General features: G+C 72.9%; 13 protein-coding genes. 5 read left to right on the top strand and 8 right to left on the bottom strand.

Going from position 1 to position 16,607, the window contains the following annotated elements:
- The first annotated feature begins 33 nt into the window (after positions 1-33).
- Genes QBE02_RS06435 through QBE02_RS06445 form a run of 3 tightly spaced genes read left to right on the top strand, consistent with a single transcriptional unit; the run spans position 34 to position 4,687 of the window.
- Positions 34-1,056, top strand: coding sequence for a 3-oxoacyl-ACP synthase III (locus QBE02_RS06435; RefSeq protein WP_279367577.1), 1,023 nt, complete (start codon positions 34-36; stop codon positions 1,054-1,056).
- The gene (locus tag QBE02_RS06440; protein ID WP_279367579.1) at positions 1,053-3,731 is read left to right on the top strand and encodes an alpha/beta fold hydrolase; all 2,679 of its coding nucleotides are present in this window, start codon (positions 1,053-1,055) and stop codon (positions 3,729-3,731) included. The genes QBE02_RS06435 and QBE02_RS06440 overlap by 4 nt, the downstream gene beginning before the upstream one ends.
- Complete coding sequence (locus QBE02_RS06445) at positions 3,728-4,687, top strand: NAD-dependent epimerase/dehydratase family protein (RefSeq protein WP_279367580.1); 960 nt, start codon at positions 3,728-3,730, stop codon at positions 4,685-4,687. The genes QBE02_RS06440 and QBE02_RS06445 overlap by 4 nt, the downstream gene beginning before the upstream one ends.
- Before the next feature lie 183 nt (positions 4,688-4,870).
- Here the strand turns inward: QBE02_RS06445 and katG are convergent, their stop codons facing one another.
- The 3 genes from katG to QBE02_RS06460 form a co-directional block, all read right to left on the bottom strand.
- The gene (gene katG / locus QBE02_RS06450; RefSeq protein WP_279367581.1) at positions 4,871-7,123 is read right to left on the bottom strand and encodes a catalase/peroxidase HPI; all 2,253 of its coding nucleotides are present in this window, start codon (positions 7,121-7,123) and stop codon (positions 4,871-4,873) included.
- Complete coding sequence (locus QBE02_RS06455) at positions 7,120-7,581, bottom strand: Fur family transcriptional regulator (RefSeq protein WP_279367582.1); 462 nt, start codon at positions 7,579-7,581, stop codon at positions 7,120-7,122. Before QBE02_RS06455 ends, katG begins: the two co-directional genes overlap by 4 nt.
- Before the next feature lie 110 nt (positions 7,582-7,691).
- A complete protein-coding gene (locus QBE02_RS06460; protein ID WP_279367583.1) occupies positions 7,692-8,687 on the bottom strand; it encodes a stage II sporulation protein M in 996 nt (331 codons plus the stop codon).
- Positions 8,688-8,703: 16 nt separating this feature from the next.
- Between QBE02_RS06460 and QBE02_RS06465 the strand changes: the two genes are divergently transcribed.
- Positions 8,704-9,534 (top strand): RDD family protein, encoded by an 831-nt coding sequence (locus QBE02_RS06465; protein WP_279367584.1) that lies wholly within the window; start codon positions 8,704-8,706, stop codon positions 9,532-9,534.
- 93 nt (positions 9,535-9,627) lie between these two features.
- Here QBE02_RS06465 and QBE02_RS06470 read toward each other — a convergent pair whose 3' ends face one another.
- Positions 9,628-9,834, bottom strand: coding sequence for a DUF3499 family protein (locus QBE02_RS06470; protein ID WP_103206488.1), 207 nt, complete (start codon positions 9,832-9,834; stop codon positions 9,628-9,630).
- A gap of 300 nt (positions 9,835-10,134) precedes the next feature.
- Here QBE02_RS06470 and QBE02_RS06475 point away from each other — a divergent pair, with 300 nt between their 5' ends.
- The gene (locus QBE02_RS06475) at positions 10,135-10,566 is read left to right on the top strand and encodes a hypothetical protein (RefSeq protein WP_431844593.1); all 432 of its coding nucleotides are present in this window, start codon (positions 10,135-10,137) and stop codon (positions 10,564-10,566) included.
- Positions 10,567-10,602: 36 nt separating this feature from the next.
- Here QBE02_RS06475 and QBE02_RS06480 read toward each other — a convergent pair whose 3' ends face one another.
- The 4 genes from QBE02_RS06480 to manA form a co-directional block, all read right to left on the bottom strand.
- A complete protein-coding gene (locus QBE02_RS06480; RefSeq protein ID WP_279367585.1) occupies positions 10,603-11,994 on the bottom strand; it encodes a DUF5719 family protein in 1,392 nt (463 codons plus the stop codon).
- Positions 11,991-14,834 carry a glycosyltransferase gene (locus tag QBE02_RS06485; RefSeq protein WP_279367586.1) on the bottom strand — a complete coding sequence of 948 codons (2,844 nt, stop codon included), beginning with the start codon at positions 14,832-14,834 and terminating at the stop codon, positions 11,991-11,993. Before QBE02_RS06485 ends, QBE02_RS06480 begins: the two co-directional genes overlap by 4 nt.
- Positions 14,835-14,922: 88 nt before the next feature.
- On the bottom strand, positions 14,923-15,246 hold the full coding sequence (locus tag QBE02_RS06490) for a WhiB family transcriptional regulator (protein WP_074694106.1): 324 nt from the start codon (positions 15,244-15,246) through the stop codon (positions 14,923-14,925).
- Positions 15,247-15,392: 146 nt separating this feature from the next.
- The gene (gene manA / locus QBE02_RS06495; RefSeq protein ID WP_279367587.1) at positions 15,393-16,547 is read right to left on the bottom strand and encodes a mannose-6-phosphate isomerase, class I; all 1,155 of its coding nucleotides are present in this window, start codon (positions 16,545-16,547) and stop codon (positions 15,393-15,395) included.
- Positions 16,548-16,607: the final 60 nt, after the last annotated feature.

Here is a 16,607-nt window from a genome sequence, read left to right on the forward strand (position 1 = left end):
TGCGCCGTCTACGCACAGGATGCGGGAGATCTCTTGCCAGGTAACGCCACCACGCACTTCGACGATGTGGCCCTCGTTTCGGTGGCGAGCGTCTTGCCCAGCCGCGTCACGACGTCGGACGACATCGAAGACCGTCTCGCCCCGGCGCTGCAGCGCCTGAAGCTCAAGCCGGGACTCCTGCGTCGCGTGGCGGGCGTCAACGAGCGCCGCAACTGGGCGGAGGGCGAGTCCTCCGACGAGGCGACGATCGCCGCCGGTAAGCAGGCCCTCGCCGAGGCGGGCGTCGACCCGAGCGAGATCGGTCTGATCATCAACACCTCGGTGACGCGCAAGCACCTCGAGCCCTCGGTGGCCGTGCGCCTGCACCACGGCCTGGGCCTGCCGAGCTCGGCGATCAACTTCGACGTCGCGAACGCGTGCCTCGGTTTCATCAACGGCATGAGCCTGGCCGCCGGCATGATCCAGTCGGGTCAGGTCAAGTACGCCCTCATCGTCAACGGTGAGGATGCCGACGAGATCCAGGTCAACACGATCAACCGTCTCGTCCGCGAGGACCTCGACCGCGACGCCTTCATGCAGGAGTTCGCCTCCCTGACCCTCGGCTCGGGAGCCGCCGCCGCCGTCCTCGGCCGCGCGAGCGACCATCCCGAGGGCCACCGCATCGTGGGCGGCGTCACGCGCGCCGCGACGCAGTTCTACGACCTCTGCGTCGGCAGCGTCGACGGCATGTTCACCGACGCCAAGGCCCTGCTGAAGGGCGGGCTCGACCTCGTCGTCTCCGCCTGGAGAGAGGCGAAGGGCGAGTTCGCGTGGACCGGCATGGACCGCTACATCACGCACCAGGTGTCCTCCGTGCACACCTCGGCGATCGTGCGCGCCGCCAAGCTCGATCGCGAGCGCGTCCCGGTGACCTACCCCACCCTCGGCAATGTCGGCCCGGCCTCGATCCCGATCACGCTCGCCGCCGAGCAGAAGACGCTGCGCCGAGGTGATCGCGTCCTCCTGATGGGAGTGGGCTCCGGCCTGAACACCGGCATGCTGGAGCTGGCCTGGTGAGCTTCGCGCGCGTCACAGGACCCCAGGCCACGCTCCCCCCCGCGGGTCTGCCCGGGCTCGACCCGGCCCTGTCGCGCCTCGTGAGCGTCGAGGGCGTCCTCGCCGATGCCGGCGCCACACGCCTGTGGCACGTCCTCGACACGGGCGACGCCCTCGCCGAGCGCGGCCTCGAGCCGATCGGCACGATCGTCGCCGTGCACGGCAATCCCACGTGGTCGTACCTGTGGCGAGCCCTCGTGAACGCCTCCCTCGCGCGCGCCGAAGCCGGAGCGGCCGTGTGGCGCGTGCTGGCCGTCGACCAGCTCGAGATGGGCTTCTCGGAGCGATCCTCGCTGCGGCGCACCCTGGCCCAGCGCATCGCCGATCTCGACGCTCTCGTCGAGGGTCTCGGCATCCGGGGTCCGATCGTGACCATCGGTCACGACTGGGGCGGGCCGGTCTCGCTCGGCTGGGCCGTGGAACATCGCGATCGTCTCGCCGCGGTGATCGCCTTGAACACCGCCGTGCACCATCCCGAGGGGGCGTCGCTGCCGTTCGCGTTGCGCGTGGCCACGGCTCGCGGCCTGCTCGCCGCCGGCACGACGGGCACGACGGCGTTCCTCGACACCACCTTGGCGCTGGCCGAGCTCGATCCGGCGGTCACGGCCGCGTTCCGGGCGCCGTACGCCACCGTCGCCCGTCGCCGCGGGATCGGCGGCTTCGTCGCCGACATCCCCGCGACCCCCGAGCATGAGAGCACGCCCGCGCTGCACCGCATGTCGGCGGGTCTGCGCGAGCTCGAGGTGCCCGCACTGCTGCTGCGCGGCCCGAAGGACCCGGTGTTCGGCGAGGACCACCTCGACGACCTCATCGACCGCCTGCCGCACGCGGACGTGCACCGTTTCGAGGGGGCAGGCCACCTGGTCGCCGAGGAGCGCCCGTACGCCGACGTCGTGCTCGACTGGCTCGACGAGAAGGTCGTGGATGCCGTCGCCCCCGCGACCCGTTCGCGTCGCTCCGCCGCCGCGAAGCGCGCCGCCGCCGTTCCCGCCCCCGAGGCCGCCGCCGCGCCCTCCGGCCACCTGTGGGACGCTCTCGACGCCCGGCGCGATGACGACGGCACCGCCGTCATCGACATGACCACCGAGACCGACGGGGAACCGCTGCGCGTGAGCTGGCGCCGGCTGTCCGCCCGCGTCGACGAGCTCGCCGCGGGACTCGACGCCTTCGGCGTGCGCGCGGGCGACCGTGTCTCGCTGCTCGTGCAGCCGGGCCCGACCCTCACCGCCGCCCTGTACGCGTGCCTGCGCATCGGGGCCGTGGTCGTCGTGGCCGACCGGGGTCTCGGCATCCGGGGTCTGTCGCGCGCCGTGCGCGGCGCCGTCCCCGACGTCGTCATCGGCGAGGTCGCGGGTCTCGCCGCCGCTCGCACCCTCGGCTGGCCGGGGCGTCGGATCTCGGCCGCCGCCCTTCCCGCCGTCACCTCCCGCGCGCTCGGTGTCGAGGCGAGCCTGTCCGACTTGGCCCGCGCCGGTCGGGGCCGCGCCGTGCCCGCTGCCCCGGGCCCCGACGCCGACGCGGCGGTGCTCTTCACCTCGGGTTCGACGGGACCGGCGAAGGGCGTCGTGTACACGCACGCGCAGCTGACCGCGTTGCGCGACACCCTCGCCGCGCACTTCGGCGTCACCGCCGAAACGGGCCTGGTCACCGGCTTCGCCCCCTTCGCCCTGCTCGGACCGGCGCTCGGCACGCGCTCGGCGACGCCCGACATGGACGTGTCCGCCCCGCGCACCCTGACCGCGGCCGCCGTCGCCGCCGCCGTCCGGGCGTCAAGCGCGCGGATCGTGTTCCTGTCGCCGGCGGCGGTCTCGAACGTCGTCGCGACGGCGTCCGACCTGACCCGCGACGACCGCGCGGCCCTCGAGAAGGTCGAGACGTTCCTCTCGACCGGTGCTCCCGTGAGCGTCGATCTGCTGCGCCGCGCGCAGGAGCTCATGCCGAACGCCGTGGCCCACACCCCCTACGGCATGACCGAGTGCCTGCTCGTCGCCGACGTGACCCTGCCCGAGATCGAACAGGCGCGCGGCGACCAAGGGGTCTGCGTCGGCCGCCCGCTCGGCACCGGCCAGGTGCGCATCTCGGCCCTCGACGCGGAGGGTCGCGCCGCGGGCGAACCCGGGACGGACGCCGGGGTCACCGGCGAGGTCGTCATCTCGGCGCCCCACCTCAAGCGCGGCTATTTCCGGCTGTACCTCACCGACCGCGAGGCCCGGCGCGGGCTTTCCGAGCGCTGGCACCGCACGGGCGACGTCGGTCACCTCGACGCCGACGGCCGCCTCTGGATCGAGGGGCGCCTCCCCCACGTGATCACCACCGCCGACGGACCGGTCACTCCCGTCGGAATCGAGCAGGACGTCGAGTCGGTTCCCGCCGTCGAACGCGCCGCCGCCGTGGGCGTGGGACCGGTGGGCCGACAGGTCGTCGTGACGGTCGTCGAAGCCGGCGTGCGGCGCCCCGGTCTGGCATCCCCCGATCTGACCGAGAAGGTCCGCGCGGCGACGTCTCAGCGTCTCGCGGCCGTGCTCGTGGTCCCGACGCTCCCGACCGACATCCGCCACAACTCGAAGATCGACCGCTCGCGCCTGGCCCGGTGGGCGGAGCGCGTGTTGGCCGGAGAGAAGCCGACGGCGCCGTGAAGGTCCTCGCCACCGGGTCGTCCGGCTTCCTCGGCCGCGCCGTCGTGCGCGCTCTCCACGACGCGGGGCACCAGGTGCGTACCCTTCAGCGCCGCCCCTCGGGCGTCGACGGCGCCGATGACCGGCTCGGATCGGTCACGGACCCGGATGCCGTGGCATCCGCCCTCGAGGGCATCGACGGGATCGTCCACCTCGCGGCGAAAGTCTCGCTCGCCGGTGACCCCGCGCAGTTCCGCGCCGTCAACGTCGGCGGCACCCGCACCCTGCTCGACGCCGCCGCGGCGGCGGGCGTCACGCGCGTCGTGCACGTGTCGTCGCCGTCGGTCGCGCACGCGGGCCACGCTCTCGCCGGCGTGGGCGCGGAGCCCGCTGATCCGGATGCCGCGCGCGGCGAATACGCCCGCACGAAGGCCGAGGCAGAGGTGCTCGCGCTCTCCCGCGCCGGCGGGGGGACGGCCCTCGTCGCGATCCGCCCGCACCTCGTCTGGGGCCCGGGCGACACCCAACTCATCGAGCGCGTCGTCGCCCGCGCGCGCCGGGGCACCCTGCCCCTGCTCGACGGCGGCACGGCGCTCATCGACTCCACGTACGTCGACAACGCGGCATCCGGGATCGTCGCCGCCCTGCACCGTGTCGACGAGGTCAGCGGGCGCGCCTACGTGCTGACCAACGGCGAACCGCGGCCGGTCGGCGACCTTCTCGCCGGCATCTGCCGCGCCTCGGGCGTCACTCCCCCGCGATTCAGCGTGCCCGCGGGAGTGGCCAAAGCCGCAGGCTCGCTCATCGAGCGGGTCTGGGCCGTGCGTCCGGGTCAGGACGAACCGCCCATGACCCGCTTCCTCGCCGAGCAGCTGTCGACCGCGCACTGGTTCGACCAGACCGAGATCCGCCGCGACCTGCGGTGGAGTCCCACCGTGTCACTGGACGAGGGCCTCCGCCGCCTCGCGCGCGCCTGAGCCCGCGGCATCCGGCCCCTCCGCCGACCCCCGCGTCCCACTTTTCGCAGAGCATGTCCCGAAAAGGGCTGCCTGACGCCGGCCCAGTCAGCAAAATGTGGGACATGGTCAGCCCGCACCGCGACGCTCCACACGCGCGGAAGGCCCGCCCCCGCGAGGGGACGGGCCTTCCGGATGCCGGGCTCAGACCAGGTCGAACCGGTCGAGCTCGGTGACCTTGCGCCAGGCGGCGACGAAGTCGCGCACGAACTTCTCCTTCGCGTCGTCGGAGGCGTAGACCTCGGCGAGCGCGCGCAGCTCGGAGTTCGACGAGAACACCAGGTCGACGCGCGTTCCGATGCCGACCTTGTCGCCCGAGCCGTCCTTCGTCCCCTCGAAGGCGTGCTTGCCGCTGTCGAGCGGCTTCCACGTCGTCCCGAGGTCGAGCAGGTTCGCGAAGACGTCGTTCGTGAGGGCCCCGGGGGTGTCGGTGAACACGCCCCAGTCGCTGCCGTCCCAGTTGGCGCCGATCGCGCGGAGGCCACCGACGAGCACCGTCATCTCGGGAGCGGTGAGCGTGAGCAGGTTCGCCTTGTCGAGCAGCAGGAACTCCGCGGGAAGCCGCGCCTCGCGCGAGGCGTAGTTGCGGAAGCCGTCGGCGATCGGCTCGAGCCAGCGGAACGACTCGATCTCGGTCTGCTCCTGCGACGCGTCGGTGCGGCCGGGGGTGAAGGGCACCTCGACCTCGACACCGCCGGCGAGGGCGGCCTGCTCGACACCGGCGTTGCCCGCGAGCACGAGCAGGTCGGCGATCGAGACCTTCTTCTCGCCCTGCGCGTCGAAGTCGGCCTTCACGCTCTCGAGCACCTCGAGCACGGATGCCAGCTGCTCGGGGTTGTTGACCGTCCAGCTCTTCTGCGGCTCGAGACGGATGCGCGCGCCGTTCACGCCGCCGCGCTTGTCGCTGCCGCGGAACGTGGATGCCGCGGCCCACGTCGTGGTGACGAGCTGCTGCACCGTGAGACCGCTGTCGAGGATGCGCTTCTTGAGGGCGGCGGCATCCGCCTCGTCGATCAACGGGTGGTCGACCGCGGGCACGGGGTCCTGCCACACGAGCACCTCCGCGGGCACCTCGGAGCCGAGGTAGCGCTCGCGCGGGCCCATGTCGCGGTGGGTCAGCTTGAACCACGCGCGGGCGAAGGCGTCCTGGAACGCCGCCGGGTCCTCGGCGAAGCGACGCGAGATCTTCTCGTACGCAGGGTCGACGCGCAGCGCCAGGTCGCTCGTGAGCATGCGGGGCTCGCGGCGTCCGGCCGAGTGCGCCTCGGGGACCATGTCGGCTCCCCCGCCGTTGACGGGACGCCACTGGTTGGCGCCCGCGGGGCTCTGGAAGAGCTCCCACTCGTAGGCGAAGAGGATGTGGAAGAACTCGTTGTCCCAGCGGGTGGGGTGGTAGGTCCAGGTGACCTCCAGACCGCTGGTGATGGTGTCGTCGCCCTTGCCGGTGCCGTGGCTGTTCTTCCAGCCCAGGCCCTGGTCGTTGATGTCGGCGGCCTCGGGGTTGACACCCACGTGCGAGTCGCTCGCGGCACCGTGCGTCTTGCCGAAGGTGTGGCCACCGGCGATGAGGGCGACGGTCTCCTCGTCGTTCATGGCCATGCGGCCGAACGTCTCGCGGATGTCGTGCGCCGACAGCTGCGGGTCGGGGTTGCCGTTGGGGCCCTCGGGGTTGACGTAGATGAGGCCCATCTGGACGGCTGCGAGCGGACGTTCGAGCTCGCGGTTGCCCGTGTAGCGCTCGTCACCGAGCCACGTGGTCTCGGGGCCCCAGTACACGTCGTCGTCGGGCTCCCACACGTCGGTTCGGCCGCCGGCGAAGCCGAAGGTCGGGAAGCCCATGTCCTCGAGCGCGACGTTGCCGGCGAGGATCATCAGGTCGGCCCACGAGATGGACTGGCCGTACTTCTTCTTGACCGGCCACAGCAGGCGGCGCGCCTTGTCGAGGTTGACGTTGTCGGGCCAGCTGTTCAGCGGGGCGAAGCGCTGCATTCCCGCGCCCGATCCGCCGCGACCGTCGGTCACGCGGTAGGTGCCGGCGCTGTGCCAGGCCATGCGGATCATGAGGGGGCCGTAGTGACCGAAGTCGGCGGGCCACCAGTCCTGCGACGTCGTCATGACCTCTTTGAGGTCGCGCTTGACGGCGTCGAGGTCGAGCGCCTCGAAGGCGGCCCTGTAGTCGAAGCCCTCATCGAGCGGGTCGCGCAGGGCGTTGTTCTTCGCGAGGATCTTGACGTTCAGGCTCTCGGGCCACCACACGCGGTTGGCGGAGCCCTGGGTGGGGTGGGGCAGGGCGCCGGCGGGCTCGCTGTCGGCGGGGGCTTCGCCCACGGGCAGTCGGTTGTCGTCGGGGGCGGCACCATCGTGGAAGACGGGGCACCCGTTCAGAGCGTCGCTCATCGGGATCCTCTCGGTTTTTCGGCTTCGGACTTCGCCCGGCAATCGGAGCACACGCCCCAGAACGTCACCTCTGCGGTTTCGATGAGAAATCCGCTTCCCTCCGGCATGTGCAGGCACGGCGCGGACCCGACGACGCAGTCCACGTCGTCGATGCGGCCGCACCCGGTGCACACCACGTGGTGGTGGTTGTCGCCCACGCGCAGTTCGAAGGTTCCGGCGTGGCCGGCGGGTTCGATACGGCGGGCGAGTCCCGCGTCGGCGAAGTCGCCGAGCGCGTTGTACACCGACTGCTTGCTCGTTCCGGGGAGAGTGCCGACGATCCCGTCGAAGACGGCGTCGGCGGTGGCGTGCGGCCGGGCGCGGAGGGCTTCGAGGACGGCGATGCGTGTCGCCGTTACCCGCAGACCCGCCCCGCGGATGAGGGCATCCGCGGGAGCGTCCGGTCGATTGTCGAGCATGCGACCAGCGTATCTATTTTTGAGTGAATCAAAAATGACACGCCGGGAAACGCTCGGGAACGCTCACTCGATCGCAGTCACGGTGCGGAGCACACGGCATCCGGATGCCGTCACCCCGCCGTGAGCGTCGGAGTGCCCGCCTCGTACTCAGTGAGATCACCCGTCTCGCCCACGCGCACCGCGCGTCGACCCACGACCAGCATGTAGAACAGGAAGACCCCGAGGGCCAGAGCGCCGATCGCGATCTTGATCTGCCACGGCCACTCGCGCGGGGTCACGAATCCCTCCACGAGGCCCGACAGGGCCAGGGCGAAGACCAGGCCCACGGCCACCGTCGCGAGCGATCGACCCGCCGCCGCGAGCGCCTCCGCCCGCGTCCGCCGGCCCGGGGCGACCCACGCCCAGAAGATCTGCAGGCCCGCCCCTCCCGCGACGAAGATCGCCGTGAGCTCGAGCAGACCGTGCGGGAGGATGAACTGGAAGAACAGGTCGCCGCGGTCGAACGAGAACATGATCGCCGCCGACGTCCCCACCCCCACGGCGTTCTGCATGATCACCATGAGCGGCCAGATGCCCGTGACCCCGAACAGCACGCACTGCGCCGCGATCCAGGCGTTGTTCGTCCACACCGACCCGGCGAAGATGGCGTTCGGGTTCTCGCGGTAGTAGCTCACGAACTGCTCGTCGGCGTAGTTCTGCAACTGACTCTGCTCCCCCAGCGCCGCCACGGCCGCGGGATCGCCCGAGATCCACAGGGCGACGAGCGTCGCCACCACGAGGAAGCTCAGGGTCACGGCGAGCGTGCTCCAGCGCACGCGATACAACGCCGCCGGCAGCTGCAGCACGAAGAAGCGCGGCAGCTGCCGCAGGACGTTGTCGCGGACGCCCGTGAGACGCAGGCGCGTCCGCGCCAGCAGGATCGAGACGTAGTCCCCCTCGGGCGTGCGTCCGGCCGAGGTCTTGATGTCGGCCAGGTCGGCCGAGGCCGCGCGGTAACGGGTGACGAGTTCGTCGACGTCGGGGCCGCTCAGGCGTTTGCGGCGGCCCAGTTCGTCGAGTCGCGCCCACTCGTCGCGCCGGGCGGCCGTCAGGGCGTCGAGGTCCATGTGGTCAACTGTACGCATGGCTTCGTCGTCGACCCCCGCTCCCGCGGTCGCCCTCGTCCACACGAGCGCCGATGAGACGCTGACCGGAGAGGCCGTCGCCCTCGACGTCCAGCCCGTCGGCTTCTTCTTGCGCGCGGTCGGCGCCGTCATCGACTTCCTCGTCGGGGTCGTGCTGCTCATCGGCGGCGCACTGCTGCTAGTGTCGATGGTCGCGGCGGGCACCCTGCCCGAGTCCGCCGTCCGGATCGGCGTCATCTCGCTGCTGGTGCTCGTGACGGTCGCGATCCCCACCACCGTCGAGACCCTCTCGCGCGGCCGGAGCCTCGGCCGCCTCGCCGTGGGAGCGCGCATCGTCCGTACCGACGGCGGGGCCGCGGGCTTCCGCCAGGCCCTGATCCGCTCGCTCACCGGGGTGCTCGAGGTGTGGTTCACGCTCGGCGCGATCGCGGCGGTCGTCGGCATGTTCACCCCGCGCGCTCAGCGTCTGGGCGATCTGCTCGCCGGGACCGCGAGCGAGCGCACGCGCACGCGTCGACTTCCTCCTCCGGCCCCGGGCCTGCCCCCGGGGTGGGAATCCTGGGCGGCGATCGCCGACGTGTCGCGCCTACCCGATCGACTGGCCGCGCGCGTCGCGCAGTTCGTCCGCGGAGCCGACGCGCTCGAGCCGGCCGCCCGGGTGCGCGTCGCCGCCTCGCTCGCCGAGGCCGTGCGTCCCTTCGTCTCACCGCTGCCCCCGTCCGACCCGGAGGGGCTCGTGCGGGCGGTCTCCGCGGTGCGCCGGGACCGCGAGTACCGCGCGCTGCTGCTCGAGAACGAACGGGCGGCGGCCCTGACCGAGAGAACGTGAGTCGCCGAGGATCGTCGCTTCGGGCACCCCGCGAGCGGCGATTCCCGACGTCGGGCGCCTGAGGGACGCTCACGCCCGAGAGCGCTCAGGGGATCAGGTGCGCAGCGTCTCGTGACGAACGACGACCCAGCCCTTGGGCACCGACAGCCGGTCGGCGTGAATCGCGCACAGATCGTGCGCGTGCGGGTCCCCCGCGGGACCGAGGGGGCCGAGAGCCGCCATCTGGTCGCCGTAGTCGTAGGTGAGGGTGCTCATCGCCTCGCGGGCGCATCCCACCTTCGAGCAGAGTCTGTCGCGCATCGCGGGTCAGCCTAGTCAACCCCTCCGACACCGCCGCGGCGCCGCGCCGCTCGAAGCGCATGCCGGCGCCCGGGCGGCAGCATCCAGACCGGGGGTGGGGCAGATCGGCGGGCCCTCGACCCGACACACCCGCGGCATCGGCCTCTCGACGGCTTCCCCCGTCGCGCACGCGACGCGCCGAGGCCGCCCCGGACGACCCCGGTCCGGATGCCGGGACCCCGGCCCGCCGATCGCTCCGGCGTCGACGAGGGGGGACACGGCACGACCGAGCCGGGCCCCCGAACGTAGGATGGGCCCATGATGCGTCGCCGATCCCGCGAAGCGCGACCCGTGGCCCGCCCCTCGCGGCACGGTCGTCACGGCCGTGAGAATCGCAGCCCGGTCGTACGCCCGCCGTTGCCCCCGATCGACACGCGCGTCGAGAGATTCGACATCGCGGTCGGCGCCGCGGCCGAGTTCCTCCGCTCGGCCTGGACCGACCTGCGCGAGGTCTCGTTCGAGATCGGGATCATGCCTCCCGCCGCGGCCGACGGCATCCCGCGCTGGACCGTCCTGCGCGAACAGAAGCGCATCATCCTCTACCGCGTGCCGATCGAACGCCTCGGTCACCCCCATCACGACGATGACCTGCACCGGCGGATGATGATCGAGGGCGCGGTCTTCCGGGCGGCCGCCGAGTACCTCGACCGCGACCCGTGGGACCTCGGCCCCGAACGCTTCCGCTTCTTCTGACCCGCGCGTCTTCCGACCTCCCAGTGCGGCGCAGCGCTACGGCAGGATCGTGAGCGCCGAGGCCGCGGCATCCGCCGGCCACAGGGGGTACGACGCCAGCGCTCCGGCGCCCGCGTACGTCATGGCCACGCGCACGGGCGCCCCCGTCTCGAGACGATAGACGCCTGCGGCGACCGGCACGGCGACACTGGCGCCGGCGGCGACGGCCGTGGTGACCGCGGCGCCGCCATCCGCGGGGGTGAGGGTGACGGTGGCGTCGGTGTCGCCGCCGGCGATCACCAGGTTCGCGCCCACACCCGAAGCGACCGCGATCGCGCTGGGCGTCGAGATGGCGGGCGCGGGGACGTACCAGGCGAAATCGGAGCCCTCGCCGAAACCGGTGGTCGACCACGTCGCCCCGACTATCGGCGCGGTGGCCGACACCTCGACCGTGTACGCGCCGGCAGCGGCGCCCGACAGGTTCACCGAGGTGGGCAGCCCCGCCGTGAGAGGGATGTCGGTGGGGGCGGGAGCGCTGACCGAGGGGTCGTTCGGCACGAGCGTCACGGTCGCTGAAGCGTCGGATCCGGGAGACAGCAGGCGCAGCACCGTGCCCGCCTGGCTGGCGTCCGCGGCCAGGACCTGCACGCCCGGCATGACCAGTCGCGTGTCGGCCTGTGCGAGAGGCGCCACCTGATCCACCCCGCCCGGCAGCAGCAGACGCGTCAGCTGCGCCTGCAGCGACGCGTGCACCGGGGCACCCGACGACACGACGCGCACGACCGGGCTCTCTTCTCCGAGCAGCAGACCCGCAAGGGGCACGACACGGCGACCGCCCGCGGGGACCACGAGGTTCTGACCGCTGGGAGGATCCGACACTCCCTTGGCACCGTAGACCGACAGCTGGACGGTCGCGGGAACAGCTCCGGGATTGGCGAGGACGACCAGATCGTTGGCGCCCGTCGTGGTCGCGCCCCCGACGAGCCAGGATTCCGCCAGGGGCGGGCGGCAGACGGATGCCGCGAAACCGACGAGGTCGCTCGCGGCGGCCGTGGCGGACCCGGCGGCGGCGAGCGGGGACGGAACGCCGTCACGGGGGGCTGCGCGCAGGGATTCGGCGTCGCCCGAGGCGTCGGAGGTCGCCCCCGTCAGCGCGGTCGAGGAGGCGTCGGAGTCGACGGGACCGCTGACCACCTGCTGGCCGGCCGCCGAGCTCAGCGAGCTCGCGGAGTCGGCGCTTCGCCCGAGGGCCAGCAACGGACCGTCGCACGCCAGGAGCGTATCGCCGGGGGCCGGCGTGGCCTGCACGCGCACGGGGGTCGCGGAGTACTGCGGCCAGGGCGCGGCGATGCCGACGACCGTGCCGATGACGGCGGCCGTCGCCACCGCGGCTCCCGCGACGACGCGGGCGCTCGTGGCGGCGACACGGACGAGACGACGCTCGCTCATCGGGATCCTCCCGGGTTCGGGCCGACGATGCGCGGCGTCCGGCGGGCGACCCGGCGCGAGGCCGCGGTGGGCACCGCGAGCAGGAGGGCGACGAGAACGACACCGAGCGAACCGACGGCGACGAGTCGCTGGAGGCCCAGACGGCGGTCGTCGAGCGCGGGACGCGGCGTGATCGCCGCGTTCACCCGCCACAGGTCACCGCGTGTGGTCGCACCCACGGGGTCGAGCAGGTCGCGCTGGTCGAGCGAGGTGGCCGCGCCCAGTCGCGTGCCGCGGATCACATCGTCCTCGCCGGCGGGGGCCGACTCGAGCAGCACGAACGAGATCCCGCGTGCGGCGAGCCGCGACACGACGTCGTCGGCGGAGGGAGTCACGAGGTCGGCGGCGAGGGCCGCGAGCTCGACGTCCTGATCGTCGGCCGTGGTGCGCGTGGCTTCGACGGTGCTCTGTCCCGAGAGGGTGGCGCTCCCGCCCCACACCACCTGTACGCGCAGGCCGTCGGAGCGCGGGTCGAGGACGATCGTGCCGATGTCGAGCGACCCGCGGCCCTCGGCGGCGACGAACGCCGGGAGGGTCGAGACGGGACCGTTCGTGAGGACGGAGCGGTCGGTGCCGGGGCCTGCGGTCTGCGCGGTCAGGGCCGGGGCGACCGAGACGGCGAGAGCGGCGAGGGCGAGCAGCGCGCCGACGGGGCGGAGCACGCGGACGCGCGCGGGGATGCCGGCGTCGAGCGCCACCACGGCCCCGCCGACGAGACCGATCCACGCGAGGCTCAGTCCCGCTCCCGGCCAGATCGGCACGGGCTCGGAGTGGTCGAACGACACGGCGATCCCCACCGCGGCGAAGGCGGTAGCCAGGCCCGCGACGGCGATGACGATGAGGGCGGATGCCGTGATCCACCGCGGCGTGAGCACGGCGAGCACGGCGAGGACCGCGAGAGGGGCCACGAGCAGGCCCACCCACCAGACCGGTCCCTCCGTCAGGCTGGCCCACCCGCCCGGGTCGGACGTGGGGAACCCGGCTGCCAACAGCGCGCGGCCGAGCGGCGTGGCCGAGGCCTCGGCTCCCGCGTAGACGATGCCGGGGTCGGCGAGCAGGCCCCAGGGGTTGCCGGCGCGCACCTGGGTCCACACGAGCGGGGCGAAGACGACGGCCGAGGGGATCAGGAGCCACACGACGCGGGCGACACCGCGGCCGGCCACGAGCGCGACGACGACGAGCGCCGCCGACCACAGGACCACGACCGCCGGCGCGAGCGAGGGCGCGCACGCGAGGACGGCGACGAGCAGGAGGGATGCCGCCCCCGCGGGCGCCCACGAGCGATGCGCCACGCAGGCGGCGTAGAAGAGCCACGGCAGGAGCAGGTGGACGAGCACACCGGCCGGGCGCCCCTCGGTGAGGGCGGCGAGGAAGGTGGGGGCGAGTGCCCAGGCGACACCGGCGACGATGCGCAGCATCGACGACTCGGTCACGCGGGTCGCGGCGAACCACCCGCCCAGCACCGCGAGCGGAAGGGCGAGCACCCAGAGCACGACGAACGCGCGTGAGGGGTCACCGGGCGACAGCGTGCCGATCAGGGCGACGAGAGCCGAGAACGGGTCCGCCGGGCCGATGACATCCAGGCCGAGGGGGCGCGCTCCCCAGGCGGCGTCCTGCCACAGCTGGGCGACGTTCTGGCGCAGCGGGGCGAGGGCTCCCCCGCCGAGCACGGGCCACGCCAGCAACGGGGCGAAAAGGGCCGCCGAGACCGCGAGGGCGCCGAGCACAGCCCATGCTCCCCCGCCGACGAAGAAGCGCAGTTCCGAGCGCACGGGGGCGTCGGGGTCGGCGACGTCGCTCTCCCAGCGCAGCCGCATCTCCGAGCGGGAGACCCGGAGCGGCGCGAGCCGTGACCATCCGACCACCCGCGAGGAGCGGATGCGACGACGGGCCCGGGCGATGGCCGCCGGTCGGGCCATGACGAGCAGCGTCGCCCCCCACTCGGGAAGGACGCGGTACGGGACCTTCGAGACCAGGTGCAGGATCGTGCGCCACAGGGCGAGCGGCAGCAACGACAGCCAGTGCAGCGCCACCGCCGCAGCGGGCGCGTAGACCAGGCGGCGGTGGAGTTGCGCGGTCCGTGTCGCAAAGGCGCGGCGCCGCGCGCGGCGGCGACCGCGGGCCATCGCCGCGACCCCGTCGCCGGCGACGGCGACACGGGCGGCGGGCACGAGCGAGACGAGGTGGCCCGCGAGACGTGCGCGCACGCCCAGATCGAGCCCCTCGTCGGCGCCGCCCAGCGCGGGGTCGAGACCGCCGAGGGCGGTCCAAGCGTCGCGGCGGACGAGCAGGCCGCGGACGTCGGCGCCGAGCACGTCGGCATCGCCGTCGCGCTGTCCCTGGTCGAGTTCGCCGGCCGCGAGCTCGACGGTGCCGCCGTAGCGGTTCATGCTCACGCCCAGCGAGAGGATCGCGTCGCGGTCGTCCCACGCCACGAGCTTGGGGGCCGCGACGACCAGCGGGGGCGAGAGTTCGAGGGCGCCGGCCAGGCGCACCAGGGCGTCGGGGTCGGGCGCGGTGTCCTGCGCGAGCAGCCAGACCGCATCGCCGGTGAGGCGCGGGGTGGCCAGGGCCGTGGCGGCGGCGAATGAGGTGCCGGCCGGGGCCGTGATCACTCCCTCCGCGCCGGAGGAGGCGGCGAGACGCGTCAGAGCGGGGTCGGAGCCGCACAGCACGATCGTGAGGGCGTCGACGGGGCGGGTCTGGGCGGCGAGGGCCGAGAGGGTGCGCTCCAGATGGTTCGCTGCAGGAGTGCGTCCTTCGGGACGCACGACGAGGATGGCGTGAACACGGGCGGGCATGACGCGGATCAGCCTAAGCGCGTGCTCCCCTGATCACGGACGCCGCGCCGTCGGCGCGAGGATCGCTCGAGCGGACGGATGACGCGGATCAGGCGCGACGCTTGAGCTTGCGGCGCTCGCGCTCGCTGAGGCCGCCCCAGATGCCGAAGCGCTCGTCGTTCTGCAGCGCGTACTCGAGGCACTCGGACTTGACGTCGCACGACGTGCAGATGCGCTTGGCATCTCGCGTCGAGCCGCCCTTCTCGGGGAAGAACGCCTCGGGGTCGGTCTGCGAGCAGAGCGCGTCGGTCTGCCAGGCGAGCGTGTTCTCTTCGGTGGAGTCGATGTCGCGGCGAACGCCTGGTACACCGAGATCGACCGGATCGACGAACCAATTCTCCGGGACACCGGACCGGTACTGCGACGTCGCCATATCGTCCTCCGCCTCGTTCAAGCCCCCATGACGCGGTTCCGCGCAGTCATAATTACACCCGTGTCATTCCGCTGAGTCAAGTCGCGGATCGTAAACCCTCAAGGGCGAGGTGAACCTTTAGCCGCGTCCCCGGCGTGTCGCGGCTCTCACGCACCGGGCATGGCGACGAAGACCTCGCCGCCACCGTCTGCGGCGAGAGGGGACTCGTCGGGCGTGACGAGGGCGGCCTGACCCGGGAGCACGGTGATGCTCCGCCCCGAGGCGCCCGTGAGCACGGTCTCGCCCGTCACGCCGAGGGCGATCGCGACACCGCGGAGCTCCAGGCTGCCCACAGCGCCCACCCCGAAGCGACCGAGCGCGAAGTCGGCGATCCCGGGCGCGAAGACCTCGGCGTTCTCCCCCGTCGCGACCGGGCGCAGGAACGGGGGCTCGGCCGGCCGGAAGTCGACCAGGGCGAGCAGTTCGGACACGTCGATGTGCTTGGGTGTCAGGCCCCCGCGCAGCACGTTGTCGCTCGCCGCCATGATCTCGACGCCGAGACCGGCGACGTAGGCGTGCAGGACGCCGGCGGGGACGAAGATCGCCTCCCCGCGGCGCAGCTCGACGAGGTTCATCAGCAGGGCCACCACGATGCCCGGGTCGGCGGGGTACGCCGCGTGCAGCGACCGCGTCAGGGCCAGCTCGGCGCGGAACTCCGGCGCCTCGGCCGAGGCCGCGGCATCCACGATCTCTTCGATCTCGGCGCGCTCGGCCTCGCCGAGCAGCCAACCGATCGCGGAGCGCAGCGGGTCGTCGCCGGCCAGGTGGGCCCGCAGGGTCTCGACGGCGGGAGCGTCGCCCAGGGCCGAGACGAGGGCACGCGTGCGCTCCAGGTCGCGGAGCCCCGCGAGGGCGGTGAAGGTGTCGCTCAGCGCGACGATCACCTCGGGCTTGTGATTGTCGTCCTTGTAATTGCGCTCCCCCGCATCGCGGGGAACCCCGGCACGCTCCTCGCGGGCGAAGCCCTCGACGGCCTGCTCCTTCGAGGGGTGCACCTGGATCGAAAGGGGAGCTCCGGCGGCGAGCAGCTTCAACAGGTACGGCAGCTTCGCGGGAACACCCTGCTCGGCCGCGACGGCCGGCAGCCACGCGTCGAGCGTGCGCGCGGAGCCGTCGTGCACCTCGGCCGGCGATCCCGGGTGGTCGCCGAACCACACCTCGGCTTCGGGGGCCCCGGTGGGCTCGCGCCCCTCCAGGTCGGCGATGAGGGTCGGGCTCCCCCAGGCGTAGTCGCGGGGGGTGTTCGAGATGGCGATCAGCACGGCGTCAGCATAATGCGCGCACCCGACGGCGACGGATGACGACCGCTACCCTGAACAGAC

Source organism: Microbacterium testaceum, from assembly GCF_029761935.1.
Taxonomy (GTDB): Bacteria; Actinomycetota; Actinomycetes; order Actinomycetales; family Microbacteriaceae; genus Microbacterium; species Microbacterium testaceum_A.